Origin of the sequence: Microbacterium murale (genome assembly GCF_030815955.1) — a bacterium.
GTDB lineage: Bacteria > Actinomycetota > Actinomycetes > Actinomycetales > Microbacteriaceae > Microbacterium > Microbacterium murale_A.
This window is the reverse complement of record NZ_JAUSXK010000001.1, coordinates 1,286,623-1,311,344: the sequence shown is the minus strand read 5'-3', so window position 1 is coordinate 1,311,344 and position 24,722 is coordinate 1,286,623. Positions and strand designations below refer to the sequence as shown.

The following is a 24,722-nucleotide window of genomic DNA, read 5'->3' as shown; positions in this document are numbered from 1 at the left end:
CACAATGTGACATCGTTCCCACATCATAGCAATGCGATCAATCGCCGCAACAGCGATCAGGTGTTTCGCCCTATCCCGGAGGCGCCGCGATCGAACCGCGATCGACGAACACGGTGGGCATCACGATCGTTCGCACCGGGGCGTCCGGCGACTCGATGCGCTCGAGCAGTGCACGAAGCGCGGCGGCGCCGAGCGCGCCGGGATCCTGCACCCTGGTGGAGACGCCGGGATGCACCATGCTCATCCACGGGGCCTCGTCGAAGCCGGCGATACTCACGTCCTCGGGGATGCGGAGTCCGAGTTCGGATGCCGCGCGCCAGGATCCCTCGGCGAGCACGTTGTTCGCGGCGAAGACCGCCGTGGGCCGGTCGGGTCGGGAGAGGATCCGCAGTGCGGCGTCCTTCGCCTCGTCGGCATCCCATCCTGCCTGCACGATGAGCGACTCGTCGAGGCGCACCTTCCGCGCCTCGAAGGCGTCGATGTAGCCGCGCTGGCGCTCTTCACCGGTCGTCCACTCGGTCTCGTCGATAAGCAGCGCGATGCGCTGGTGGCCCGCCTTGAGCAGCCTCGTGGTCGTGTCGCGCGCCGCGGCGCGGTTGTCGACGACGACCGCGTCGGTCGCCTCGGCGTCGAAGCGCCGGTCGACCTCGATCAGCGGCACGCCGATCCTGCCGAGGTACTCACTGAGCTGAGCGGTGACGGGAGTGGCGATGACACCGGAGACCCGCGAGCCGACGAGCGTCTCGGCGGCGGCGAGTTCATCCTTCTCGTCTCCCCGGAGATCGACGAGCACCACGGTGCGCCCGTGCGCCCGTGCCTCTTCACCGATGCCCGAGGCGAGCTCCGCGTAGAAGACGTTGCGCAGGTCCGAGACGAGCAGGCCGACCGAGCGGCTGGTGCGCTGTTTGAGGCTGCGCGCGGTCACATCGACGACGTAGCCGATCTCCTTCGCGACGGCTTGCACGCGCTCGCGCACCTCAGGCGCCGCGTAGCCGTTGCCGGAGAGTGCACGTGATGCGGTGGACCGCGAGACGCCGGCCGCGGAGGCGACCTCTCTGATGGTCGGGCGAACCACCGGCTGACGTCGCTGCTCGCTCATGCGTGGGCATCCCGCACGTCGAGCAGGGCCTCCGCGTGCTGGCCGAGGCGCAGCGATCCGATCGTGACGTCGATCGCGAGGCGCTGCCGCCTGCCCGCCGAGGACGGTGTCACGGTAAGTTGCACGGATGCCTCCTCGCTGGGTCCGAGGTCGAGATCGATCTCGGACCGGGACGAGCGCCAGCCTACCGGCAACACCATCCGGACCCTGGTCGCTGCCCGCTCGCCCAGGGGGTTGCGCACGCGCACCGAGTACTCGATCTCGGTGCCGACCACAGCTTCTCCGCGGTAGGGCGTGATGCGTGCCGCCTGTCCGTCCGGGCCTATCGAGATCTCCTCGAGCGGCAGCAGTCGCTCGTGCAGATCGTCGACGAGTCGCCCCGACTCATCGAGATAGTCGAGGTACGCCGCATCCACCCAGCGCGGCTCCCAGTGGCCACTCGCCATCAAGCCTGGCCCGAGGCGGCGGTACAGCGCGGCGCTTCGGGAGTAGTCGCCCAGGCGGAACAGGTTCCGGTACTGGTAGTTCATGATGTCCCGACGGCCGTCGCGGCCTCCCAGGCCCTCCTGCTGGTCGCCGGTGAAGACGACGACGAGGTCGTCGATCTCCAGTGAGTACGCCACGGCGTAGAGCGTATGTCCCGGCTGCGCATGCGCGGTGAACGTGTACTCGTTCCAGGTGAAGGGTTCATCGAGCGGCAGCACCCGGTCGGCGGTGATCGGGTCGTACCACTGGCACGGCAGATCCTCGAGCCAGGGGTCGGCCATGGTCGGTGCCACGTTCTCGGGGATCCACAGCTCGGTGCCCTCGACGTCGCGCAGCAGCGGCATGCCGGCGATGTGGTCGTCGTGATAGTGGGTCGGCAGGGCGACGGTGATGCGTGTCACGCCGTGGTTGCGACGAAGGGCGGGCAGTGATGCGAGCCACGGCCGGCGGGCTGCGCGCTCCTGGCTGGGGACGAGGCCGGTCGTCATGTCGTATCCGTAGTCGATGATCAGGGCCTCACCCGTCTCGGACAGCACGACGTAGGAGCACGACATCGACGTGCGATTCATGAGCAGATGGGGCGAGAGCGCGACATACGGGTCGTCTAGACGCGCGAGCAGATCCCAGGGGTAGGAGCGCCGTGAGTCGACGTATTCCTGCATCGTCTCCGCGAGGCGATCGAGCGCTGTCGGCGCCTCCTCCATCAGCTCGCCGTGCGAGGGCGCGAGGTGCGTGACGCCCTCGCGGGCCAGCATCCGCGCACTGAGCACCGTCATCCCCGGACCCTCGTTCTGCGTGTACGACCACTGCGTCGCCGCGAGCGACCACACCTTGCCCGGCGCGTAGATGAGGTCGCCCGTGAAGGCGATGACATCGCCGTCGCGTGCGAGCAGGTAGCTCACGGAGCCGATCGTGTGGCCGGGCGTGGGGATGACGCGCAGGCTGACGCCTGAGACATTCAGGTCTCGGTACTCGGGCACGACGGCATGCACCGGCACCGAACTGAGCAGGGAGAAGCGGTCCTGACGCAGGTTGTAGTCGTTGTCGAGCGGGCGGCCCTCCCACATCGTCTCGACGCTGTCGAACAACTCGCGCTCCACCGGCGGTACGTGGATGCGCGCGCCGTGCTCGACTGCCAGAGGGAGGCCTTGGCCCTGATCGCGATGATGGTGGGTCATGAGCACATCCGTGATGCGGCGGATGCCGAGTTCGTCGAGGTGCTCGAGCGCGAGGCCGGAACCGAAGTCGATGGCGACGGCGTCGCGTTCGACATCCGGGGCATCGGGATCGACAAGGAGGTAGACGTGACAGGTGTCAGCGATCCGCCACACGCCCCGTGCGATCTCCGTCGCCGTCATCTCAGCGTCTCCCGATACCGATCCCACAGCCGGCCCACTTCGGCGAGATGCTCGATGTCGATCGGCTCGTCGCTCTCACCGACGCGCTCCAGGTAGTAGAGCGCAGGAACACCGTACTGCCCCTGCGACCTGGCGTAGTCGAGCCACTCCTCACGGTTCGGCATCGGCCACTGGTCCGTGTCGACCGGATGCTCCGGAAGCGTCGCCGCGACGATCTCGTGCCGCGCGCGCAGCTGGGCTGCGACCGAGACCGGCTCGCCGGTGGTGTCGTGCTCGAGCACGTCGTTGGTGCGGATCATGTCGGAGATGTCGCCGAACGCCGGATGCACGGTGTGCGTGATGATCAGGGCGTCGTCCTTGATGCCGGTGGCGGCCGTGTGCAGGCGTCCGACGAGCCGGTGCAGCGCCGCGATCCCCCAGACGCCGTCGCTGTCGGGAGCCGAGCGCAGCATGGTTCCGCTTGGTGTGCGCTGCGTGAAGTCGACCTTGAAACCGTCGGCGTCGAGCCCGTCGGCCGACAGCAGGCGCTCGACGATCGCGTCGAGCCGTGCGAGGTAGGCGGGGCTGCCAGGGTCGACCGCGATGGGTCTGCCTGCGGCATCCGTCACGCACTCGTCGGCGGGGAGTCCGGCCGGGTCCCATGCCTTCCACCAGAGCAGCACGCGCCGCCCCCCGGCGTGCTGTCTGGCGATCCAGCCGCGCATGTCGGGCCAGGCGTCGGTGTCCGGTTCCGCCGTGCCGTACTGCTTCTGCCACCGGTCGTCGATGACGATGGTCCCCGGATCGAGTGATGCGGCGTGGAGTGTGCCGAGGAAGTCGTCGTAGATCTCCTGCCGGCACAGATCGGGTGCCGGTGCGCCACCGCGGGCGACCTGCGCACCCCAGCCGCAGAAGATCGGCTCGAGCCACCACGGTCGCACGTGCTTCGCCGGGGCAGGTGCGCATCCGGTGTCGAAGAGGTCGGCGCGGTACTCCGCCAGCGCGGCTGCAGGGGCGGCGACCGGACGAAGCACGACGGTCGGAGAGCGCCACGTGCCGTCGACCGGAGTGTGGCCTTCGAACGCCAGGTGCAGCAGTGCGCCATCGTCGACCGGATCGAAGCGCATGGCAGTGAATCGCAGCAGTTCCACTGGCGCGCGCAGCCACGCAGCGAGCCAAGGGCCTTCGCCGGGGGTGAACGCATCGGTGGCGGGTGAGCGGCCGAATGCCAGCAGAAGCGGGGGCGGGGAGAAGATGCCGTTCAGTCGGCCGGGGTCGGCGTCGCCCACCACCCCTAGTGACGCGGCCGACCAGATCGGGCGCACGAAGGCGACGGGTTCGGTCGGGCTCGGCACATAGAGGGAGCGCGCATCGAAACCGGAGCGGAAGGTGCCGGCCGCGCCGGTCGGCAGGATGCCGTCGCCGCCGAGGATCGTGACGTCGGTGAGTTCGCCGCCACCCGTGACGAGCATCGTGATCTCGACCGAGTCCGCCGTGCAGCGCAGTTCGAGATCGTGCTCCTGCCAGACGGGCGATTCCGTGTGCACGGTGACTACGATCGCATCCGGCTCGGTGCGCACCTGCGGCTCAGCGATCTGCATGGCCTCGTCGCGCGCGGTACGTGTGTGTGCGCTCGACAGCGCGCTCAGCCGCATCCACCGGTCGCTGTCGGCGCCGGAGAATTCGAAGTAGGGCGAGCGGGTGATCCCGTTCGCCCCGGTTCGCCAGGAGAGGGAGTAGGTCTCTCCCTTGATCGTGCAGCGATCAGGATCGCTCGTCAGCGAGGGAGCAGAACTCATGCACCCCAGGTTATATGACAACGTTCCCAGGATCGAGTAGCGTGCCACTGTGCGCGATGACGACACCGAACTCCTCGACCTCCCGTTGATCCCCCGGCCGCAGCGAGGTGAAGTGCACGGCGGTGGTCGCGCACTGGCAGCGGTGCTCTCCGACCTCGTCGAAGTGCCGCAGCCGGGCGTCGCGCCCGAGGGGTATCACGTCGAGGTGCGGGGCGGCCGTGCCACCGTGCGCGCCGCTGACGCGCGTGGATTCCGGTACGCCAGAGTCACGTTGGATGAACTCGCGCGACTTCACGATGGACAGGTGCCGGACATTGCGATCGACGATGCGCCGGTGCTCGCGCGGCGAGGGATCATCGAGGGTTTCTACGGCGAGCCGTGGTCGCACGCCGAGCGTCTCGCTGCGGTGGCTTTCGCGGGGCGGTTGAAGCTCAACTCCTACGTGTACGCGCCGAAGGATGATCCGTTCCACCGCGAGCGGTGGCGCGAGCCGTACCCTTCGGAGGACCTGACGAGGCTCGTCGACCTTGCCGAAGAAGGGGCGAAGCATGGCGTCGACGTTGTGGTGGCATTGCATCCAGCGGGATCGATGGTGTTTGCGGACGATGCTGAGCATGAGCTTCTCGCGAGCAAGGCGCGGCAACTGCTCGATGCCGGTATCCCCGACGTAGCCCTGCTCTTCGATGACGTGCCGCCGACGCCCGTGCACGAGCGTGACAAGGCGCGGTTCGGGGAGGACGACGCTGCACTGGGTGAGGCACACGCTCTCACGATCAGACGGTTCCAGGATGCTGTGGGCTCGCACCTCTCCGACGGACACCTTCTGGTGGTGCCGATGGACTATGCCGGGACGGCGGCGTCGGAGTATCGCACCGCGTTCGCCGCTGGACTGCCCGATAGCGTGCTGGTCTGGTGGACGGGCGCCGACATCGTCGTGGGCGAGATCACCCGGCAGGACATCGATGCCGCGGCCGAGGTCTTCGGTGATCGGCTGCTTCTGTGGGACAACTTCCCGGTGAACGACTTCGACCGAGGGCGTGCGTTCCTCGGGCCGCTGCTTGGACGCACGACGGAGGTCGCCGGGTCAGTCCTGCACGGCGCGTGGTCGAACCCGATGGTCGAGTATGTGCCGGGTGGGTTCGGTATCGCGTCGTTCGCCGACTGGGCCTGGAACCCCGCCGGCTACGTTGCCGCACGATCCGCGAAGGCCGCGCTGCAGGTGGTCGCCGGACCCCGGGCCGACGCGCTCGCACCGCTGGTGCGGACGCTGTCGTCGTGGCCGCCGTCGGCGCCGATGGACCAGTCGCTCGCTGATGCGGCGGATCGGGCGCTCGAATCGGCTTCGAACGCGGCCGAACTGCGGATGCGTCTGGAGCAGTGGCGGGCGCTCGCGGACGTCGACACATCGGCGGAGCCGGCTCGCTCATTGGAGCCGTGGCTGCGTGCTGCGGTGGACATGGCGGCGGCAGGCCTGATCGCGCTGGACCTGCACGAGGGACATGCCGGATCCACAGCCACGGACACCGCGGCGGCGCTGGCACGGGCCGAGGCGCACAAGGCCAAGGTCGGTGTCGATGTGATTCCGGAGTTCGTGCGTCAGGTGCTCAAGCGCTCCAGCGTCTGACTAGTGGAAAGGGCACCGCGATGTTGCCCCAGCGGCTCGCACCCGGCCGCCGGAGGCGGGCTTGGTCGGCAGACGCCGACGATTCACGTCGAGTCCCTCACCGGAGATCGTCACACGAGGATCGCTCATGGCAGCGATGGCCGCGGTGAGCCCCGTGATCGCCAGCTTCTCGCCCGGGCAGCGATGTCCCGTCTCGACATCTGCGCCACCATGCGGGATGAACACCTTCAGCGCCTCATAGTCTTCGACGTCCACGAACCGGTCGGGGTTGAAGTCGTCCGGTGACGCCCAGGATCGAGCATCCGTGTTCGTTCCGAGGATGTCGAGCACCACGCGCCCGCCCGCCGGCACGCGCTCGCCGTCCAGTTCGACATCTTCGAGGGCCCATCCCGGCAGCATCGGCACGAAAGGTGAGGTGCGGCGGACCTCCTGGGCGAACGCGGTGGCGAGAATTCCGCCGACCAGCGTGCCGCGTTCTGCGGTTTCGTCTGCGATGCGCGTGCGCCATTCGGGACGATCGTGCAGCTCTTTCGCGGCGAATGCGACGAAGCGCGCGACAGCGATCATCGGGCGGATGCTGTTCTGCAGCTCGATGCCCGCGAGGCGGGCCGGCAGCAGTGCGCCATCGCGGTCCCGGTGCCAAGACCACTCGTACAACGCCGTCCCGGCCTCGGCCGAGAGCGTGCTCGCGCGAACGGCCTCGACAAGTCTCTCGGCGTGCCGGTCCGACCAGCCCCTGTTCAGCCAGGCGAGCACGAATCCGGGGGAGTAGGGCGCCCCGAAGCCGTCGACGATCTGCGCGAGCCTCGCTGCCCACCTCGTCTTCGCGGCGGGAGTGCCTGGCAGCCCCGCCCATCTCATGATCGACCTTCCGAACGCGCCGACCGCCGCATCGTAGGCGGAGCGGTCGCTGGTGCCATCGACCCAGGCGCTTAGTTCGCCCTGCCACTCGCGATCGAGAAGCGGCGCCAGCCGTTCGACCTGTGCGTCCTCATAGGCGACATCGACGAACGTCGCCTTGCGATGGTGGTGCTCTTCACTGTCCAGGCTGTGCACCGATCCGTGTCCGAAGAGCGTCTCCTGCACGATCGCGGGCATGGCGCCGTGGCGCCCGATGAGACGTTGGTCGTAGAAGAGCTCGACGCCTTCCGCGCCGCGCACGAGGATCGCCTCGTCACCGAGCAGTCGCATGGGCGCCGACCGCGCACCTGCCTGCACCCTGCGCCAGATATGCGCACCGAAGTCGTAGCCGCGGGTGAGGATGGAGACCGAGTCATCGCGAAGAAGATTGCTCATGCCGCAACGGTGCAGGAAGCAGAACCGAAATTCCAGGGGGAAGCGCGGTTCGATCCTTTGTGCTAGATGAGTGAGTCCGATCGGGTCAACTCTTGATGAGAACCCACAGAACATCTGAGTAGAACCGTGGTGTCAATTCTCATAACTATGAACGAATGTCTGAGGCCAGTAGTTCAATGTATATATGAACATTTCGACGATGACTTCTCCGGTGCTGAACGCGCTGCTCGAAGACGTCGTCACGACGCTCTCGTCGGTGGAACAGACGATCAACCAGTTGATGGCGACGAAGTCGGCGCTGTTGGCGACGGCTTCGCGCATCGCTGATGATGAGCCGTTCGACTCTGTCGATTCGCGGGAGATGTCGCAGCGAGCGATCGCGACCGAGATCGGTTCCGCGCTGCGGTTGAGCGATCGGACGATCGAGTCGCACATAGGCGCCGCTGCAATGCTTCAGGAGTGCTTTCCTGTGACGGCGGCATCGTTCGCCGCGGGTCACATCTCGCAGGTCCATGTGCGGGTCATCATGGATGCCGGTGAGCAGATCGAGGATGCTGAGAACAGGGCGCGTTACGAAGCGATTGTGGTCGCGCGCGCCGAGGTCGAATCCCCGAACAGGCTGCGTCCGTTCGCCGCGCAGACGGCCGAGCTCTTCCGCGCGACCTCGTTCGCTGAGCGGCATCGCGAAGCGCGCGAGAAGCGCGGAGCGTGGGTGCGCGGGCGCGACGACGGCATGAGCGAACTCACGATGTTCGGACCGAGCGCGATCGTCAACGGCATGCACGACAGGGCGACGCAGATGGGCCTGAAGGTCAAGGCGGAGAACGCGCGGCTCGCGAAGGAGTGCGGTGGTGCTCCGGCGGATGCCGTGGCGGATGACTTCGCAGACGAGAGGTCGATGAATCAACTGCGGTTCGATCTGCTCGCCGATCTGATCCTCACGGGCACTCCTACCGGGCATGAGACCGAAGACGGGCTGCTCGGAGAGATCCGCGCGCACATCGACATCACGGTCCCGGCGCTGAGCCTGACCGACCCTGACGAGATCGCTTCTCCCGCGCATCTGGAGGGCGTCGGCCCGGTCGATCCTGCGACCGCGCGGATCCTGGTCGGCAACGCTCCCGGTTTCGATCGAGTCTTCACGCATCCGGCGTCGGGGATGGTGCTCGGAGTCGACAGATATCGCCCCTCGTCCGAGATGCGTCGGTATCTGCGAGCCAGAGATCGGCGCTGCAGGTTCCCCGGATGCCGACTGGTGGCAAGGCTGTGCGACGACGATCACACGATCGATCATGCGCACGGTGGTGCGACGACCGTCGCCAATCTGGCCGATTTCTGCCGCCGACATCATGTGACGAAGCATCAGACGCCATGGAAGGTGCGACAACTCGGCGGTGGCGTGCTGGAATGGACCAGCCCCACCGGCAGGATCTACGTCGATCGCCCACCGGGCGTCGCCACATACGTCACCCTCGACGACGTCGCCGACCGCATGCCATCCGAAGCACCCTTCTGATCGTTGCGGCCGACGGCCCTCTGAGCACGGCGAACCTGAGCGCCCGCCCCTAGGTGGATGGGTCTAATTGGCTCGCCACACCGTCACCTCATCGCATCCGGGCGGGGCATCTCACCAACGCACCCGCCAAAGCGCTCACTCATCACCCACGACCACTGAACCCAATCGGACTCACTCATCTAGACGATGCGTGACGAGACAGCGGGCAGCGCGTCTACTCCTCAGCCAGCCAAGCCCGGATGACCGAGATGATCGGGTCGCGTGCACCGGCGAGGTCGGCATCGTTCGGCAGTGCGAGACTGGCCCGAATATCCGAATGCCATGTCAGCAGGCCATCGGGATCGCCCCCGAACGTCGGCGCGGCGGCCTTGTCTTCAGCCCGGTCGGTGCCGAAGTGCAGGATGAGTCGCACGGGCCCTCTGCCTGCCGCGTTGATCGTCAGCCGGTCGACGCCGTCGAGCGTGTAGTCGGGTGAGTTCCATTTGACGATCTCGGTCAGCTCCGGTTCGGCGTGTTGCACGAGTGCACGCATCGAGTCGACGTCGGCGCGTCGTTGCGGCTGCAGCGAAGCGAGGAAATCGTCGACAGTGGCGAAGCGCTCTGGCATAGGGCGAGACTAGGGGAGGTCTCCGACAATGCCGAGCATGCGTGGTCAGTCAGCGGCGCAAGGCCGAGACGAACGCCGCTGCGCCCGATTCCGGCGAGGTGAGCGCACGATGATCATCGCCCGCACCGGATGCCATCGACGCCTGCGCAAGCACGATCGCATCCGCATCCCCGGCTTCGGTGACGGCTGCGGCGATCAGTGCGTCGTGCGTCTCGAGGTCGCCGGCGCTGCGCGCAGCCGCCGCGCCCTCCACCACGCGTGATTCGACAGATACCGCGCCAACCGTTCTGGCGGCGGCCTCGACCAGACGCGTCGTCGGTCCGAGCGTCGCAGCCAGGGTCGCCAGCACGAGCACTCTGCTGCCGCCGGCCACGGCCCGATCGACGGCCTCCGCGGCCATCGCCGCATCGACGCGAACGAGCGGCACATCGACCGCCTGCGCCGCGTGGACCGCGGCCTCGCCGATCGACGAACAGGTCACGAGTACAGCCGCGGCGCCCGCACTGCGCAGCGAGGTCAGGTGATCGCGCAGCGTCGCGTGCACATCCTCGGTGACCCCGTGAGCGACCGCGCGCGACAGCAGCGAGGCATCCGCGACATGCACGATGTCGAGGTCGTGGCGCCGGGCGAGCAGCAGGTCGTTGAAGACCGGCACGAGCGCGGGTACCGTGTGCAGCGCTCCGATGCGGATCATGCCCTGCTCCAATCACGCCACGAGCGTGCATGCTCATCGACCACGTCTGCGAGGGTCCTGAGCCGATCGATCGACCGTGCGCGCAGCTCCGATCGCACGTCGTTCTGGCTGACGACATCGCTCCACAGCGCCCGTCCGGCGAGGAAACCACTCGCCCCTTCCAGGCAGGCGGCGCGCACGGCATCCGCGAACCGCTCCCGCTCGACGCCCTGCGACAGCACGACCCAGGGTCTGCTCATGCATTCGTTCAGAGCGGCACTCGCCGTCCGCTGCTCCGCCTCGGTGCCTGCGCCCGCCATCGGAACCTGCGACTTGTAGAGGTCCGGATCGAGGGCCGAGAGTTCACGCGCAGCCTCGCGGATCGCAGCATCCGCATCGAAGTCCGTCTCGCCGGGTGCCGCGCGCACGACCGGCTCCAGCACCGAGAGCACTCCGCGCGCGCGGGCCTCCGCGATGAAGCGCGACGCGAGTTCCGCACGTGCCTCACGCTTCTCGTCGCGCCGCCAGATGACCAGCAGCTTGATCGCGTCGACGCCCGCCGGGAGCTCTTCGAGAACAGCCTCGTCGAGTGCGGTGTCCTCGACGGGGCCGCCCTCGACCTGATCGAGCGCATCGACTGCGAGGATCAGCCCTGTCGATTCGGGGACAGCCGCGCTGACTCGATCGAACCCGAACTGCCGGTCGGCGAGGAACCCCGAGGCAAGCGGACCGAGTTCCGCGGCGACGGCGACCTTGAAGTCGATGAGCACCTCGTCCTCCGGGCGTCCGCGCCCCGCGAGGTCGAACATGTGCCGCAGGCTTTCCCTCTGATCCATGGCGACCATGGCGAAACCGCCGGAGGGGCGGGCGATGGTTTCGAGCGTTGTCATGATTCTCCTTCTGCTGTGACGGCCGCGAGGAACCGCCGGTACGTGTCTTCGAAACCTGCTGCCCTCAGCGGGGCGACCTTCGTGTACGCGAGCGTCGGCGCATCACGCGGTGCCTCGCCGGCCCGGACTGCCGCGAGGAGTGCGGCTCCGGCGGCCACGGGCTCCTCGTCGGTGCACACCGATGTCGCGACACCCGCGGCGGCGATGAGCGGAGCCCAAGTCGGGATTCGCTCCGTGAGCGAACCCAGGACGGCGAGCGCTCTCGTCGGAGAGCCGGCGAGCACGTCAGCGGTCTCGCGCATCCATCGCGAATGTGCGACGAGCGACTGCAGCAGGCTCCGCGCTCGATCCGCCGCATCCTGCGTATCGCCGAGCAGCCGCACGCGGGCATCGGGATCGGGCATGGGGCACTGGCGGCCCGATGGGTAGGGCATGACGAGCGCAGAGCCACTTTCCCACGCATCCGTTCCCAGCGCTCCCAACCGCGGGAGCATCCTGTCTTCGGGGTGCTCAGCATTCCACCAGGTGAGCATCGCTCCGCAGGCGGGACTGCCGCCGAGGACCGTCGAGGCCGTGCCGTCGACGGTCCTGCTGACCGAAAACCCTGAGTCGACGGCGCGCGCGATGTCGACGGCATCCGTCACGCGCACGACCGCTTCCGCCGTCCCCAGAGAATGGCCGGTATCGCCCGGCTCCCGCACGCCGGTTGCCCACGCGCCGACGGCGTGGTCGTGCCCGGCGACGTATACGTGGATGCCGGGAGTCAGTCCGAACCGCTCTGACGCAGCGGATGTCGTGCCGACCGGTTCTCCCGGAGCGCGCAGCTCAGGCAGCAGCGTCTTATGCGCAGTGAGACTCTCGACGATCTCGGAGTTCCACGCCTCTCCGCCGAAGTCGGCAAGCATGGTGCGAGCTGCGAGCGTGTGATCGGTCGCGCGCTCGCCGGTGAGTGCGTGCGCCACGATGTCGGCGACTCCTGCCCAGTGCCGCATGGCGCCGAACACCGCAGGTTGTTCTGCGCGAAGTGCGACCAGAGCGACCGCGGCAGGCTTGGTCGTCGCCGGGATGCCGGTTGTGGCGGGCAGTTCTGGATGCTGCGCCAGCAACGCCTCGAGGTGGGAACGATCGACCGTGCGATCCCAGCGGAGCAACGGGGTCAACGGCTTTCCCTCGGCATCCAGCGCCGCACCGCTTTCCGCCATGGCGGCGATGCCGATCGCTGCGATCGGACCGGATGCTGCGGCAGCGCACACGCCCAGGACTTCGGCGGCCGTGGCGACGAGTGCATCCGCATCCGGCGGCGTGGGCCTGCGCGCGATACGCATCACAGACACCTCATCGGACACTGCGACGAGCGCCGCCTTCGTCGTCGTGCTGCCGATGTCCAACCCGAGAACCAGGGTCATTCGCAAACCGCTCACACTCCCAGCACCGCGCCGGAGTCGCGCAACCCGGACTGCAGCGCGGATATGTCGATGTCCTGCACGCGTCTGCTGGTTCGCGCGGCTGCGGCCGCGGCCATCCCCGCCGCGTGCCCGAGCATCTGGTATTGCGGCTCCATTCGCAGCGATGAGAACGCCACGTGGGATGCCGACACGCAGACCGGGACGATGAGGTTCTCGCACTCCTCGCGGCGCGGGACCAGCGAACGGTACCCGACCCCGTAGATCGGCACGGGCACGGACAGGTAGCCCTCGGTGACGACCATCGCGATCGGGTCCGGATGCTCGTAGACCCAGCGCCACGCGCGCTGCACCTCACGGATGTCGAGGTGGTACGAGCCGAGGGCGATGACGTCGTCGGGCACTGCACCTGCGCGCACTTCGTGTTCGGTGAGGATCGTGTCCGAGACCATCCGCCGTGCTTCTCTGACGTACAGCTGATGCGGCAGATGATCGGTGTCGGCGAACTCGTCCGCCGGAAGCCCCCATTCCTGCATGCCGCGACGGACGCTCGCGGGCACCGCCGGATCGTTCGCGAGGAACCACAGCAGGTCCTCGGCATGGTGCAGATGGTGGAGTCTGATCTCCTCGCGGCGCTCGGCAGCCGCGTCGGGGTACTCCCATGCCGATCCGTCGAGCACGCTGAGAGAGAAGGGCCCGAGTGAGTTGCCGTCCGCCTTGCCGCCGGGCAGGTTCGGCTCGAGACCGACGTACCAGCCGGTGGGATGCACGTCCCCGCGTCGTTGGGCGTCTGCGAAGATCCGACGACCCAGCTCCCAGTGCGCGTCGTCGTAGCCATCGCGTCGACGGAAGGGGATGCGGTCCTCGGCGCTCGACAAGCACACGCGATACCCGAACGACATGATTCCGCCGTCGCCGCTGCCGACCTCGGCGAGAGGCTCCGATCTGATCTGGGGCAGAAGCGACCCGGCCGATCGACCGCTCTCGTCATCGAGGAACGGAGAGATCCAGGGCGGCGTCGAGTGTCGACCGGGTGCGATCTCCCGACGGCCTGCGAACTGCTCGTCGTGGAGCGTCCGATCCTCCCGGCCGACGGCGTATGAGACGCCGGCCGCGGCCAGCAGATCACCCTCGTAGCCGGCATCCACGAATACGTCCGCGGTGATGACCGAACCGTCCGAGAACCTCGCCGAGACGATGCGTCGATCGCGGATCTCGACTGTGCACACCGTGGCGTTCAGCACGATGTCGATACGGGGATCATCGAGCCATCGCAGGAAGATCGTTTCGGCGACGTGCGGTTCCGGTCCTGCGAAATGCCCGACGGCCAGGCCGTAGTGCTCGGCCACGGCGGCCCTGAACTCACGCGCCATGCCGCCGAGTGCGCGCAGATCGCCGACGTCGGTGTTACCGAGTCCACCGCTGGTCATGCCCCCGACGTGGCGTCCAGGTTCGACCACGATGACCCGGGCACCGCAACGAGCTGCGGACACCGCCGCGCAGACGCCTGCGGCGGACGCGCCGTACACGACGACATCGGCGTCGATCATCGTTCGCCCTCCCTCCGGAGCACAGTGCTGAACCCTCGCGCAACCCCCGTTGCGGGTGAGCGGGGGATGCCTAGCATGACGGCATGTTGCCGGGTTCCCCTGCCGATGATCGCGTTGGCGCGACGTGCGAAGCGGTCCTCTCCCAGGGCGAGGGCCGGTTGCGCGGGCACGAGTCCGCACCGTATAGTCACTGCCATGTGGTAACGATGCCACATTTCTACGGGAGAAGCGTCATGACAGACAGGAATCGCGTGAACCTCTCGGAACGGAGGGTGCGGGGATGAGCCTCAGAAATGAGACCGAGACTCAGAATCTGATCCTCGGGAAGAACGCGGACGGTACGAAGCGGCGACGTCGCGGCGTATTCCGGATGCCGGGTTCGAAGGTGAGTTACAACAAGCGCGAAGCGCTGGCCGGATACCTGTTCATCCTGCCCTGGATCGTGGGATTCCTGATCTTCACGGCGGGCGCGATGATCTACAGCCTGTACATCTCGTTCAGCAGCTACAACCTTGCGACGAACACGGCGCGTCCGATCGGCATCGACAACTACGCGCAACTCTTCGAGGATCCGCGCGTCGCGGTATCGCTCGCGAACACGCTCTTCTACGTCGTGATGGCAGTGCCGCTGGAGATCATCTTCGCGTTGGCTCTGGCGATGCTGCTGAGCAGGCTGGCCCGGGGCGCCGGATTCTTCCGCACCCTGTACTACCTGCCGAAGATGACGCCTGCAGTGGCGACGGCCTCGGTGTTCTTCCTTCTCCTCAACGGGAACTCCGGCGCGATCAACGAGTTCCTGCGGTTCTTCGGTATCCAGGGGCCGCAGTGGCTGGTCGATCCGGACTGGGTCAAACCCAGCATCGTGATCATGACCATGTGGACGGTGGCGGGGACGATGGTCATCTTCCTCGCAGCCCTGAAGAACGTTCCTGTCGAGCTCTACGAGGTCGCCTCGCTGGATGGTGCGGGGGCGATCCGGAAGTTCTTCTCGATCACGCTGCCGATGATCTCCGGCGCGATGTTCTTCAACGTCATCGTGCTGTCGATCGCGGCGTTCCAGATCTTCGATCAGGCGTACATCCTGTTCTGGCGAGATCAGAGCAACTCCTCTCCAGAGGCATCGCTGTTCTATGCGATCTATCTGTTCCAGCAGGCCTTCCGCCAGTTCAACTTCGGCTTCGCCGCAGCCATGGCATGGCTGCTGTTCGTGATCATCATGATCATCACAGTCATCCAGGTGAAGTTCGGCAACCGATTCGTCTACTACGAGGGAGACCGCTGATGTCCGCGCCACTGCAGCAGACCCCTCGTCCCGTGAGGCCGGCCCGCGAGCTCGAGACGGTCAACGTGACTGTGCCCAAGCGCTCGCGCTGGCGCCGCTCGCTGGCGCGGCCCAAGAGCCTTGCCGCCCGAATCGTTCTCGCGATCCTCTCGATCTTCTTCGGGTTGCTGTTCCTCTATCCGTTCGTGTGGCTCCTCGCGGCCAGCTTCAAGCCCCGAGGCGAGGTCTTCGACAACGCGCTCATCCCCAAGACCTTCGTTCCGGAGAACTACGTCGAGGTCTGGAACCAGCTGCCCCTGATGAGCTGGATGTGGAACAGCATCGCGATCGCGCTGCTGGCGGCCACGGCTGTGGCCGTCTCCAGCTCGATCGTCGCGTTCGGCTTCGCGTACTTCAAGTTCCCGGGGCGCGGCATGTTGTTCGGGCTCGTGCTGGCGACGATGATGCTGCCCGGCGCGGTCACGATGATCCCGATCTATCTGATCTGGAAGGAGACGGGGTTCCTCGGCACGTGGGTGCCACTGTGGGGCATGAACCTGTTCGGTTCCGCGTTCTACATCTTCCTCCAGCGCCAGTTCTTCCTCGGGCTCCCGAAGGAGTTGTTCGAGGCCGCGCGGCTGGACGGTGCCAGTTACTGGGGGCTCTTCTGGCGTATCGCGATGCCGTTGTCGGTCCCGTCGTTCATCATCGTCTTCCTGTTCGAGTTCCAAGCGAGCTGGAACAATCTGCAGTCAGCGCTGATCTACCTGAACGCGGGCTCGGTCGACGAGTTCACCGCCCCGCTCGGCATCGCCTACGCGATGACCAAGTACAGTCCCACGGCCGGTGGCCATGGCGACTATCAGTACGTGATGGTGGCCTCTCTCATCGTCACAATCCCCATGCTCATCATGTTCGCATTCGGGCAGCGGTACTTCATCGAAGGTGTCGCAACGCAAGGACGCAAGGGATGAGCAACCCGCAGAAGATCACAAACCAGTAAATACGCGGCAGCCCCGTTGCCCGGCCGCCCCTGTTCGGCTACCTTGCGTGGGAAGGTTCCCACAACAAGCAGACCGATCAGGCGGAGGCGATGGAGCCGCCCCAATCGAAAGGGAAGATGATGCGTAAGCGCATTCTGGGAATCGCCGCGATGGCTGCGGCGTCCGCTGTCGTTCTCGCTGGCTGCAGTGGCGGTGGCGCAGGTGAGGTCGCCGGAGACGTCGACTTCAGCACCGAGCCCACCGGCACGCTCAAGGCGTGGGGGTTCGAGAACGCAGACGATGTAGGCACCTCGCGGATGGACTATGCCGCTGAGCAACTGAGCGATGTCGAGGTCGATCTCGATGCGACGGCGTTCGACGCTCAGAAATTCACCACGAGGATCGCCAGCGGCGACGTGCCCGACGTCGTGCAGATGGACCGGCGGTACGTCACGACCTATGCGGCACAGGGGCTCATCATGCCGCTGGAGGAGTGCTTCAAGGCGCAGGACGTCTCGCCGCGTGACCACTGGTATCCGTTCGTCGTCGACGACGTCACGTACGACGACGCGATCTGGGCGGTGCCGCAGTTCTACCAGCCGCCGGCGATCATCGTGAACAAGAAGGTGCTCGCCGAGGCTGGGGTCACGCCCGACCAGATCGACACTTCGAAGCCCGACGTGCTGCTCGAGGCGATCGGCAGGATGTATCAGGAGTCCGGAGGGGTGCCGTCGCGCCTCGGCTTCGACCCGGTCGCAACGGGGCAGTCCGGTCTCTGGATCCTCGGAATGGGCGGGCAGCTCAACGATGAGGACGGTGCACCGACCTTGGACGACCCGAGCAACATCGCGGGCATCGAACTCCTGAAGCAGATCACCGATGCACAGGGCGGCTTCGCAGGGGTCAAGAGCTTCACCGACTCGTTCGATACGTTCGGCGACAACAACCAGTACGTCGCAGGACAGGTCGGTGCGCAGGTGAACGCGCAGTGGTACCCGAATGTGCTCGGCCCGTACGCCGACCAGATCGACATCGAGGCGGTTCCGTTCCGCGACGCGGACGGCGAGCCCTTCTCGGTGGCATCGGGCACCTCGTTCGTGATCCCTGTCGGCGCGAAGAACCCGGCTGCCGCATGCGCATGGATGGTCGATCTGACGTCCGACGACGCGTGGATGGCTGCGGGCGAGGCGCGTGCGCAGACGCTGGACTCGGAGGGCGGCCTCAACACGGGCCTGTTCACCGGGTCTCCGGCCTCGGACAAGGCGATCCGCGAGCAGTTCGTGACCGAGACCGGCAACGCCGGGTTCGACCAGGTCATCTCCACGTTCTACGACGTGGTCGACTACGGGCAGTCGTTCGGCTCCTCGCCCGCCGGCCAGGAGATCCAGAACGAGCTGAACAACGCCGTGACAGCCGCGCTGCTCGGAGACAAGACGCCCGAGGAGGCGCTGGCCGACGCGCAGCAGGCGGCGATGCGGGCGTACGAGAACGCGACCGCGGGCTGACGAGTCCGCATTCCTGGGGGAGAGGCGAAGGGGCGGGGCGACTTCGGTCGGCCTGCCCCCTTCGTTCGCTTTGCCGGCTGTTCAGACGAAGCGGACCCAGTTCGCGCCGCGGCCGGTCTCGATCTGCTGAAGGAGTTCGAGGTCGTCATCACGCACGGCGTAGAGCGAGACGGTCGTCGACAGCTCTCCTGCCGCGACGAGGTACGCGCCGTCGGGGCTGACCGCGAATCCACGCGGCTGCGTCTCGGTGACGGTGAAGCGGTCCGGGGCCGACACCGATCCATCGTCGGCCACTGACACCGCGCCCAGGGTGCTCTCGGTGCGTTCCGAGCTCCACAGGCGGCGGCCTCCGGCACCGAAGTGCAGGTCGGCACCCCAGATGTAGTGATGAGCGAGCGGGTCCGCGCCGAACACGCTGTGGCCGAGGTTCTTGGCCGTGTCGTAGGCGGTACTCGCACCGCGAAGTGTGAGTTCGCCGCTGCTCGTGTCACGGCCGTAGTGGAGCACCTCGCCGGAGAACTCGGTGAGCACGTACGCGGCATCCTGCGCTGTGTTCAGCACGATGTGACGCGGGCCGCTGCCGGGCGGGGCCGCCACTGTCTCAGGCGTCAACGGCACAAGTCGATGATCGTCAGTCACCGCGTACTGTGCCACCAGGTCGGCGCCCAAGGACACGAAATATGCGTACCGGCCGTCTGTGCTCGGCAGCACCGAGTGCAGGTTGGGAAACTCGATCCTCGACGCGGGATCTCCGACGGTGCCGTTAGAGATCGGGCAACTGATGCCGTAGCCGCCGCCGTATGACGCACCGAGGAGACCGGTGCCGTCGCTCGTGAGGGCGAGATAGTTCATGCCTCCGTCGGTCAGGTCGAGGCGGGACTTCGGAGTCAGCCGCCCGCTCTCACGATCGAGCGCAAGGGTCAGGATGCCAGCGGGAGCGCCCTTCACTCCGGCATAGACAAGGTCACGTTCAGCGTCGACGGCGAACGTCGAGCATCCGTCGAGTCCGTCGGTGACGGCCAGACATTCGAGTCGCCCGCCGTCGAGGCTGAAGGTGCTGATGGATCCATCGCCCGAGTTGGCGACCAGGACGAGCGGAGAGTCGGTCATCACTCGATCGTAGGGCGCTGGGCGGGTTGCATCTCGCGAGAGCACGTAGCGTACCTTCCCGATCGATGGACGGTTGCGAGCAGGCAAGCCTGATGCTGCGTTGTTCCGCTAGGTATCCCCATGTTCACTTTCGGTTTCAAAACTCCTTGCATGCGATAACACAAAAAAGGAAAGAACTTCATCAATAAAGCCTGATTTTCTAGTAGTAAATACGCAAATAAAACTAAGCTAAGCGGAGCCGGCATTTGCCGAGGACTTTACAGCGAAGTAAGGGGATTGCAGATGAAGCTCAAGAGGAGCCTGGCAGGAGTGGCGACAGTCATCACTGCACTGGGGGTCACCGCGTGCGCCGGTGGCGCGGCGCCGGTGGAATCAGGGAACGCGTCTGGGGATGCGATCACGTTCCGTTCCTGGAGCCCGATCGAACAGACGACGCGTCAGATGATCGATGCCTTCCAAGCCGAGAACGAGGGTGCGAAGATCGATGCGACGATCTTCAACTACCCCGAGTACCTCGTCGACCTGCAGAGTCGCGCGAGCTCGAACACTATGCCCGACGTTCTAGGACTCCAGCCCGGGGCGCTCACCCAGCAGTACCGTGAGAACCTGATGCCTCTGCAGGACTGCGCGGCCGAAACCTGGGGTGACGACTGGGAGAGCAAGTTCTACCCAATCGGCATCGAGCAGGCCCGGATGGGCAACCCCGAGGGCGACGACAACTTCTACTCGCTGCCGATCCTCACCCAGACGGTCAACCTCTGGGCCAACTCCGAGATCTTCGACGATGCGGGCCTCAGCGTGCCGAAGACCTGGGACGAGCTCGTGCAGACCACCAAGGACCTCGGCGGCGATGATGCCGCGCCGTTCCTGCTCCCGGCTAAGGATTCCTGGCTGCGCAACGTGGTGTTCCTGCAGATCGCGAACAACGTCTCGCCCGGCACCGTGTACGAGGCGGAGGCCGGAGACAAGGACTGGACGGATCCGGCGATCGTGAAGGCGTTCGAATACTGGGGCAAGCTCTTCTCCGATGGCATCGCCCAGGACGGCGCGATCGGACTCGATGCCTACCCCTCGGCCGTGAACCAGTTCGAGGCAGGCAACGCGGCCATGATCCCTTTGGGCGCCTGGTGGATCCAGCAGTCCGACCCGACCAAGTCTGACATCCCGCCGCTGTCGGAGGGCATGTCCGGATATGAGCCCTTCTTGTTCCCGACCATTCCCGGAGGAGCTGCGGAACCGCAGTTCGTGGGCGGCATCGACGTCAGCCTAGGCATCTCGAAAAACACCGCCAACCCCGAGCTGGCGTGCAAGGTACTCACGGACTTCATCGCCGGTTCCGCGGCGCAGAAACTCGTCAACACGATGAACGACGTCCCCGCCGTCACCGGCCTCGCTCCCGAGAAGTTCACGAGCGAGAAGCAGGAGCAGATCTGGAATCTGTTCGTCGACGAGTGGCTGCCGCAGGTCAAGTGGTCGCGCTACTTCGAATCTCCCAAGCTCGACCAGGCGGTCGCAGACGCGCTCGCCGCGATCGCGACAGGTGACGCCACTCCGCAGGAGGCCGCGGAATCTGTGCAGGCTGTCCAGGACACTCTGTAACAACCGGGTTCGTGCAGGGTTCGGGGCGTCATCCCCGAACCCTGCCTGAGAGGGGCGCGCATGAAGATCCTGACGAGAGAGAGGCTGGTGGGACTGGCCTTCCTGGCTCCGACCCTCATACTCTTCGGCGTTTTCGTCGTCTACCCCATCTTCTACAACGTGCAGGCGAGCACGCTGCAGTGGGACGGCGTCAACGTCGGCACCGCCGTCGGGATCGACAACTACCTGGAGTTGTTCAGGGATCCGACGTTCCTCATCACCCTCCGCAACTCGGCTTTCTGGATCGTGCTCACCATCGTCCCGCAGGGGTTGATCGGCTTCCTCCTCGCGGTGGCTGTCAACCAGGGCCTGCGTGGCAGCACGATCTACCGGGCGATCTTCTTCATCCCAGCGATCCTCTCGCCGGTCGTCGTTGGCATCGTCTGGCAGCGTATCCTCGATCCGTTCAACGGCGTGCTCACGGCCATCGGCAAGGCCACGGGACTCAGCTTCCTCGGCGGCAACTACCTCGCCGACCCTCAAACCGCGATCTTCGCCGTGATCTTCGTGAACGTCTGGATGTGGACCGGGTTCTCGATGCTCTTCTACCTCGCCGGTCTGCAGCTGATCGATCCGAGCCTGATGGAGGCGGCGCGGATCGATGGAGCGAGCGGGTTCCAGACGATGGTGCGCATCACGTTTCCGCTCCTCAAGACCACGACCCTCTCGCTCGTGCTGCTCGGGATCATCGGGTCGCTCAAGACCTTCGAACTCGTCTACGTGCTCACGCAGGGCGGACCCAACCATGCGTCCGAGATGCTGCCGACCTTCGCGTTCCTCGAAGCCTTCCAATTGCAGAACGTGGGCTACGCCTCGGCGATCAGCGTGGTGCTGCTGGTGATCGCCGTCGTGAGCTCGCTCTCGATGGTGCGGGTCTTCGGCGCCGGATTCATCACAGGAGAAGAGAAATGACCGCGATGAACGAGACCCGCAACCTGATCGTCCCGAAGGAGGCGGCGAAGACCCGCTCTCGGCATGGGGCGCCCGGTCGTCGTGTGGGCTGGCTGCACTTCGTGCTGGTGCCGCTGTCGGTGCTCTGGCTAGTACCGATCATCATGGTCATCGGCCTCTCGATGATGCCGCCGAACAACCCCGGCACCCAGTTCTTCGGGATCTTTCCCGAGGAGTTCAGCATCAAGAACTACTTCACGATCTGGGCGCAGAATCCGATCCTGCTGCACCTGCTTAACAGCCTGCTGATCACCGTGCCCTCGGTACTGCTGGTGTGCGTGCTCGGTTCGATGACGGCGTTCGCGCTGGCTCGACTGCGCGTGCCGTTGAAGGCCCTGATCTTCGGCATCCTGATCCTCGCGCTGATCCTGCCGATGTCGAGCATCGTGGTCGCGACGTTCCGGATCCTGCAGTCGATGCAGCTCTACAACAACCTCCTCGGACTTGTGCTGGTGTATACGGCGCTCGGATTGCCGTTCGCGGTGATTATCATCCGCACCTCCTACCTCGCGATCCCGCTCGAGACCTATGAGGCTGCGCGTCTGGACGGTGCCAGCTCCTGGCAGATCTTCTGGCGCATCTACCTGCCGTTGGGCAAGCCCGCGCTTGCGGTCGTCGCGGTGTGGCAGACGATGATGAGCTGGAACGACTTCCTGCTGCCGCTGGTGACTCTGGGCGACAACGCCCTCAAGCCGCTTACCCTGGTGCCGCTCGCCTATCGGGGTATGTACCTCTCGCAGCCGGGAGCGCTCTTCGCGATCCTGGTACTGATCTCGATCCCAGTCGTGCTGCTGTTCCTCTTCATCCAGAAGTACCTCGTGAACGGCCTCTCGGGGGCAATCAAATGAGCGTCATCGGACTGGACCTCGGCACCAGCGGCGTACGCGCCGTGGCCTTCTCCGCCGGAGGCGACGTGCGCGGTGCGGCCTCTGCGGTGCTCACGCTGCGGCGCGACGGCACGGGCCGCGTGGAGCTCGAGGCCGAGGAAATCATCACGGTGGCCGAAGACGTGGTCCGTCGCGCATCTCAGCAGGCCGCGGAGTCCGGTGATCCTGTAGGGGCGGTCGGGTTCAGCGTGCTGGGCGAAGCGGTCGTCCCGATCGATGGTTCCGGCGCCCCGTCGGCACCGGTCGCCGTGAGCATGGACACCCGGGGGACGGCGGCGGCCGCCGCGGTCGGCGCGCTCCTGGGGGACGGACGCTTCACCGAGATCACCGGTCAGCCGCTGCACGGTATGTTCTCGCTGTTCAAGATCATGGCCGGAGACGGCGTCTGGGCAAATGCGGCCGGCTACCGCTGCATTGGCGACCTGCTGGCGGAGCGATGGAGCGGCGTCGCGGCGATCGACCTGGGTCAAGCGGCGCGCACCGGCATGCTAGATGTGGACAGCGGGGAGTGGAGCGCGGAGATCCTGGCTGCGGCCGCGGCCTCAGCGCCATGGGTGCGGGCAGAGCGCCTGCCCGCACCCGTCGCATCCGGCAGCGTCATCGGCGTCGTGCGCGAGGAGGCAGCCGGTGCTCTCGGGGTCGCGCCTGGTACCCCGCTGGTGGCGGGGACGCACGATCAGGCTGCGGCCTTCCTGGGGGCGGGAGGCGAGCCCGGAGTGCGTTCGGTGATCGCGCTTGGATCCAGCGACTGTCTGACCGTCGGTTCACGTGTGCGCCCTCACGGGCTCGGCGCCACAGGCTTCGCGAGTTACCGTGTCGACGAGGAGCTGTGGGTCACTCTCGCCGGCACAGCAGCAGGCGGATGGGCCTTGGAATGGCTGGCCGGACTGCTCGACAGGGAGGTCGCAGACGTGTTCGGCGCGCTCGCGGACCTGCCTCCTGCGCTTCTAGTGCTGCCCTATCTCGCCGGTTCAGGAACGCTCGACAACGACCCTTCCGCACGTGGCACGATTCACGGACTGACCCTCGACACCACGGTGCCGGAACTAGCCCGCGCGGTGGTCGAGGCAGCGGGTTTCGAGTTTCACAAGATCATCGCCGCGCTCAGTGCGCACGGCGTCGAGGTCTCCGCCCTCCACGTCACCGGAGTAGGAGCGGAGAACGCGGACGCGCTCGCCGCCCGCGCGGCGGCCGCCGGTGCGTCGCTGACCCCTGTCGGGCGGGATGCCTCGTGCCGCGGGGCCGCGATGCTCGCGCTCCGCGGCATCGACGGAGACCCGGCGGCGCTGCGTCTCGAACCGGGCGATGCGGCGACTGCTGGTGCCGCTGACGCGGATGACGACTGGTACGCCGGTCAGCGCGCCGCCTATGTCGCGCTCTACGAGGCGACACGCTCGCTCAATCCGCACCTGACCTCACGACCCCAGCCACACCAGAAGGAGAACATGACATGACCGAGACCACGCTGCAGGTCGACTTCGACATCGCCGCCGCGAAGAGAGAGATCCTAGACTACTGCCTGCGCTCGATGGAGTACGGACTCAACTTCAACACGCAGGGCAACATCAGCATCCGCGTGCCCGGTGTCGAGGATCGCTTCCTCATCACGCCGACCGATCTCGAGTACGACAAGATGACCCCCGAGGACATCGTCCTGGTCAACGGCGACAGCGAGCTGGTCGAAGGACGCCTCGGCCCGTCGAGCGAGGTCACTGTGCACATGGCCGTGTACAAGCGTCGTCCTGATGTGAACGCGGTCGTGCACTCCGAGCCCATCTACTCGAACGTGTGGGGCGTCGTGGGTTCCCCGATCCTCGGCACTCTGGTCAACATGGTGATCTACACCAAGGGCGACGTACCGATCATGCCGTTCGAGCTCAGCAACAACACCGAGTTCGGTGAGCACATGTGCGACGCGATGGGCGACCTGAACGCGGTCGTGTGGGCGAACCACGGTCTGCTGACCGTCGGACCCAACCTGCGCGACGCGTTCAAGACGAGCGTAGCCGTGGAATCCGCCGCGAAGGTGCAGGCGTACGCCCGTGCACTCACCGACACCCCGATCGTGCTCGACTACGACACGCTCGGCATCACCGAGTCGCTCTGA

Annotated in this window: 20 protein-coding genes; 10 read left to right on the top strand and 10 right to left on the bottom strand. The window is 66.3% G+C overall.

The features are described from left to right. Positions 1–70 precede the first annotated feature (70 nt). The 3 genes from QFZ46_RS06440 to QFZ46_RS06430 are packed head-to-tail and all read right to left on the bottom strand — an operon-like array spanning position 71 to position 4,721. Positions 71–1,099: a LacI family DNA-binding transcriptional regulator gene (locus QFZ46_RS06440; RefSeq protein ID WP_307359567.1), complete on the bottom strand. Its 1,029-nt coding sequence runs from the start codon at positions 1,097–1,099 to the stop codon at positions 71–73. Further along, positions 1,096–2,943, bottom strand: a complete 1,848-nt coding sequence (locus QFZ46_RS06435; RefSeq protein ID WP_307359565.1) for an MBL fold metallo-hydrolase — start codon at positions 2,941–2,943, stop codon at positions 1,096–1,098. The genes QFZ46_RS06440 and QFZ46_RS06435 overlap by 4 nt, the downstream gene beginning before the upstream one ends. Then, complete coding sequence (locus QFZ46_RS06430) at positions 2,940–4,721, bottom strand: hypothetical protein (protein ID WP_307359564.1); 1,782 nt, start codon at positions 4,719–4,721, stop codon at positions 2,940–2,942. The genes QFZ46_RS06435 and QFZ46_RS06430 overlap by 4 nt, the downstream gene beginning before the upstream one ends. 49 nt (positions 4,722–4,770) lie before the next feature. Between QFZ46_RS06430 and QFZ46_RS06425 the strand changes: the two genes are divergently transcribed. Continuing rightward, the gene (locus QFZ46_RS06425; RefSeq protein WP_307359561.1) at positions 4,771–6,345 is read left to right on the top strand and encodes a beta-N-acetylglucosaminidase domain-containing protein; all 1,575 of its coding nucleotides are present in this window, start codon (positions 4,771–4,773) and stop codon (positions 6,343–6,345) included. On the opposite strand, the gene QFZ46_RS06420 is transcribed toward QFZ46_RS06425, so the two are convergent. Continuing rightward, positions 6,346–7,641: a cytochrome P450 gene (locus QFZ46_RS06420; protein WP_307359559.1), complete on the bottom strand. Its 1,296-nt coding sequence runs from the start codon at positions 7,639–7,641 to the stop codon at positions 6,346–6,348. It abuts the gene before it with no gap. A gap of 199 nt (positions 7,642–7,840) precedes the next feature. Here QFZ46_RS06420 and QFZ46_RS06415 point away from each other — a divergent pair, with 199 nt between their 5' ends. Then, on the top strand, positions 7,841–9,157 hold the full coding sequence (locus tag QFZ46_RS06415; protein WP_307359558.1) for an HNH endonuclease signature motif containing protein: 1,317 nt from the start codon (positions 7,841–7,843) through the stop codon (positions 9,155–9,157). 214 nt (positions 9,158–9,371) lie between these two features. Here QFZ46_RS06415 and QFZ46_RS06410 read toward each other — a convergent pair whose 3' ends face one another. The 5 genes from QFZ46_RS06410 to QFZ46_RS06390 are packed head-to-tail and all read right to left on the bottom strand — an operon-like array spanning position 9,372 to position 14,280. After that, complete coding sequence (locus tag QFZ46_RS06410) at positions 9,372–9,764, bottom strand: DUF1801 domain-containing protein (RefSeq protein ID WP_307359557.1); 393 nt, start codon at positions 9,762–9,764, stop codon at positions 9,372–9,374. Between the two features lie 49 nt (positions 9,765–9,813). Continuing rightward, on the bottom strand, positions 9,814–10,458 hold the full coding sequence (locus QFZ46_RS06405) for an aspartate/glutamate racemase family protein (protein WP_307359554.1): 645 nt from the start codon (positions 10,456–10,458) through the stop codon (positions 9,814–9,816). After that, complete coding sequence (locus QFZ46_RS06400; protein WP_307359552.1) at positions 10,455–11,327, bottom strand: hypothetical protein; 873 nt, start codon at positions 11,325–11,327, stop codon at positions 10,455–10,457. Before QFZ46_RS06400 ends, QFZ46_RS06405 begins: the two co-directional genes overlap by 4 nt. Further along, a complete protein-coding gene (locus QFZ46_RS06395) occupies positions 11,324–12,733 on the bottom strand; it encodes an FGGY family carbohydrate kinase (protein WP_307359549.1) in 1,410 nt (469 codons plus the stop codon). The genes QFZ46_RS06400 and QFZ46_RS06395 overlap by 4 nt, the downstream gene beginning before the upstream one ends. 11 nt (positions 12,734–12,744) lie before the next feature. Beyond that, positions 12,745–14,280 (bottom strand): FAD-dependent oxidoreductase, encoded by a 1,536-nt coding sequence (locus tag QFZ46_RS06390; RefSeq protein ID WP_307359545.1) that lies wholly within the window; start codon positions 14,278–14,280, stop codon positions 12,745–12,747. Positions 14,281–14,650: 370 nt separating this feature from the next. On the opposite strand from QFZ46_RS06390, the gene QFZ46_RS06385 reads away from it, so the two are divergent. From QFZ46_RS06385 to QFZ46_RS06375, 3 genes are all read left to right on the top strand, one after another. Then, complete coding sequence (locus tag QFZ46_RS06385; protein ID WP_307364512.1) at positions 14,651–15,562, top strand: carbohydrate ABC transporter permease; 912 nt, start codon at positions 14,651–14,653, stop codon at positions 15,560–15,562. Further along, a complete protein-coding gene (locus tag QFZ46_RS06380; RefSeq protein WP_307359542.1) occupies positions 15,562–16,515 on the top strand; it encodes a carbohydrate ABC transporter permease in 954 nt (317 codons plus the stop codon). Before QFZ46_RS06385 ends, QFZ46_RS06380 begins: the two co-directional genes overlap by 1 nt. A gap of 149 nt (positions 16,516–16,664) precedes the next feature. After that, the gene (locus tag QFZ46_RS06375) at positions 16,665–18,029 is read left to right on the top strand and encodes an extracellular solute-binding protein (protein ID WP_307359539.1); all 1,365 of its coding nucleotides are present in this window, start codon (positions 16,665–16,667) and stop codon (positions 18,027–18,029) included. An 81-nt stretch (positions 18,030–18,110) separates the two neighbouring features. On the opposite strand, the gene QFZ46_RS06370 is transcribed toward QFZ46_RS06375, so the two are convergent. Continuing rightward, on the bottom strand, positions 18,111–19,139 hold the full coding sequence (locus QFZ46_RS06370; RefSeq protein ID WP_307359537.1) for a lactonase family protein: 1,029 nt from the start codon (positions 19,137–19,139) through the stop codon (positions 18,111–18,113). A gap of 282 nt (positions 19,140–19,421) precedes the next feature. Here QFZ46_RS06370 and QFZ46_RS06365 point away from each other — a divergent pair, with 282 nt between their 5' ends. The 5 genes from QFZ46_RS06365 to QFZ46_RS06345 are packed head-to-tail and all read left to right on the top strand — an operon-like array spanning position 19,422 to position 24,722. Continuing rightward, on the top strand, positions 19,422–20,738 hold the full coding sequence (locus tag QFZ46_RS06365) for an ABC transporter substrate-binding protein (protein WP_307359536.1): 1,317 nt from the start codon (positions 19,422–19,424) through the stop codon (positions 20,736–20,738). 60 nt (positions 20,739–20,798) lie between these two features. Beyond that, positions 20,799–21,689 (top strand): carbohydrate ABC transporter permease, encoded by an 891-nt coding sequence (locus tag QFZ46_RS06360; protein WP_307359534.1) that lies wholly within the window; start codon positions 20,799–20,801, stop codon positions 21,687–21,689. Next, the gene (locus QFZ46_RS06355) at positions 21,686–22,576 is read left to right on the top strand and encodes a carbohydrate ABC transporter permease (RefSeq protein ID WP_307359533.1); all 891 of its coding nucleotides are present in this window, start codon (positions 21,686–21,688) and stop codon (positions 22,574–22,576) included. The genes QFZ46_RS06360 and QFZ46_RS06355 overlap by 4 nt, the downstream gene beginning before the upstream one ends. Then, positions 22,573–24,069 (top strand): FGGY-family carbohydrate kinase, encoded by a 1,497-nt coding sequence (locus QFZ46_RS06350; protein ID WP_307359531.1) that lies wholly within the window; start codon positions 22,573–22,575, stop codon positions 24,067–24,069. Before QFZ46_RS06355 ends, QFZ46_RS06350 begins: the two co-directional genes overlap by 4 nt. Beyond that, a complete protein-coding gene (locus QFZ46_RS06345) occupies positions 24,066–24,722 on the top strand; it encodes a class II aldolase/adducin family protein (RefSeq protein WP_307359528.1) in 657 nt (218 codons plus the stop codon). The genes QFZ46_RS06350 and QFZ46_RS06345 overlap by 4 nt, the downstream gene beginning before the upstream one ends.